Here is a 1,903-nt window from a genome sequence, read left to right on the forward strand (position 1 = left end):
CTCCATGATCGACGCCTTGTTGTGGTCGCGCACTGCGATGATGAAGGGGAACCCGTGCTTCTCCACATACTCGGTGTTGAGCCGGGTGAAGGTCTCGCGCTCCTCGTCGGTCAGCATGTCCAGCCCGGCACTGGACTGTTCCGAGGTGCTCTCAGCGGTCAGGCGCCCGGCGGCGGCCAGCTTGCCTGCCAGATCAGGGTGCGCGGTCAGCACGCCCAGGCGCTCTTCTTCACTGGCGGTGCGGAAGATACGGCACAGCGCGTTGTGAACACCGGCGGCACAGTCATGCGCCGGACCCAGCTCCAGATCAAAGGCGCGGTCGGCTATCCAAGGCGAGTGCTCGAAGATCGAGCCATAGCTGGACACAAAGGCCGCGCGGTCCATCCGGCTGAGGCGCAGGTGCTTTTCGGGCGCATGGGTTGCGGCCCAATGTTCGGCAATGTCGATGCGGCGCGGGCACCAGACATCCTCGAAACCCTGGATATACTCAATAAAGCGCTTCAGGCCCGCGATCTTGCCCGGACGGCCCACCAGACGGCAGTGCAGCCCGATGGTTATCATCTTCGCAGCACCGGCTTCGCCTTCGGCGTAGATCACGTCAAAAGCATCCTTCAGGTACTGAAAGAAATGCTCACCCGTGATCCAGCCCGGCGAATTGGCGAAGCGCATGTCGTTGGCTTCCAGCGTGTAGGGAATGATCAACTGATTACGCCCGCCGGTTTCCAGCCAATAGGGCAGGTCGTCGTCGTAAGTGTCTGAGATATAATTAAATCCGCCTTCCTCAGCCACCAGCCGTACGGTGTTGGCGCTGCAGCGCCCCGTGTACCAGCCGCGCGGGCGGTCGCCGGTGACTTCGGTATGAAGACGCACAGCTTCGGCAATGGCGGCGCGCTCCTCCTCCTCTGTCATGTCCTTGTGCTCGACCCACTTCAACCCGTGGCTGGCGATTTCCCAGTCCGCGTCCTTCATCGCCTGCACCTGCTCGGGCGAGCGGGCCAGCGCGGTGGCGACGCCGTAGATGGTCAGCGGAATGCCGGCGCCGGTGAACAGCCGGTGCAGCCGCCAGAAGCCGGCCCGCGACCCGTATTCATAGACCGACTCCATGTTCCAATGGCGCTGGCCGGGCCATTGCACGGCGCCGGGAATGTCGGACAGAAAGGCCTCGGAGGCCGCATCCCCATGCAGGATGCAGTTCTCGCCGCCTTCTTCATAGTTGAGCACGAATTGCACGGCGGCTTTGGCCCCATTGGGCCACTGCGGGTCGGGTGCGGCAGCACCGTATCCGCGCAAGTCACGGGGATAGCGCGTCACGTCAGGTCTCCTGTCTTTTTATTATGTATAGAACAGATAATCCCGTTCAGCTTTCAGTATATTTTTGAAAGAACTTTTTGACTCTTCCTTCTGTATGCACTGGGCTGAACAGCGCATACTTTAAGTCAACAGAATTGAATGGAGGCTGGCATGACCGGATTTCTGACCACCCATGTGCTGGACACTGCCCGCGGCTGCCCGGCGGAAGGGCTGAAGATCGACCTTTACCGGATCGAAGGCAACGAACGCATCCACCTGCGCAGCCTGACCACCAATGACGACGGGCGCACCGATGAGCAGATCCTGCCTGCAGGTGAATTCGCAACCGGCACCTATGAGCTGGTGTTCCACGCCGGCGGCTATCTGCATACCACTGGCCAGGCGGGCGCGGACCCGCTGTTTCTGGACGAAGTGCCGCTGCGTTTTGGCATAAGCGAGGCTGACAGCCACTATCACGTGCCGCTGTTGCTGTCGCCCTACGGCTATTCCACCTACCGCGGCAGCTGAGCCGCACTTCCCAAGATACCTCTCCTCCCGCTTGGCACCTGTCGGCGGTTCCCGTCCCAGGAAACTGGGGCGGGCTTTTTCATTC

2 protein-coding genes are annotated in these 1,903 nt (G+C 61.3%); one reads left to right on the forward strand and one right to left on the reverse strand.

What is annotated here, in order from left to right; translation table 11 throughout:
- Nucleotides 1-1,311: allantoinase PuuE (gene puuE, locus A2I95_RS34470; RefSeq protein ID WP_291737035.1), on the reverse strand; the 1,311-nt coding region annotated here is incomplete at its 3' end.
- Between the two features lie 150 nt (nucleotides 1,312-1,461).
- Between puuE and uraH the strand changes: the two genes are divergently transcribed.
- Nucleotides 1,462-1,818: a hydroxyisourate hydrolase gene (gene uraH / locus A2I95_RS34475; RefSeq protein ID WP_291737036.1), complete on the forward strand. Its 357-nt coding sequence runs from the start codon at nucleotides 1,462-1,464 to the stop codon at nucleotides 1,816-1,818.
- Nucleotides 1,819-1,903 lie beyond the last annotated feature (85 nt).

This window comes from Leisingera sp. F5 (assembly GCF_001593695.1).

Bases quoted from the DNA above. Each gene is read 5' to 3' on its own strand.
- uraH (WP_291737036.1), top strand. From the start codon at position 1,462: ATGACCGGATTTCTGACCACCCATGTGCTGGACACTGCCCGCGGCTGC.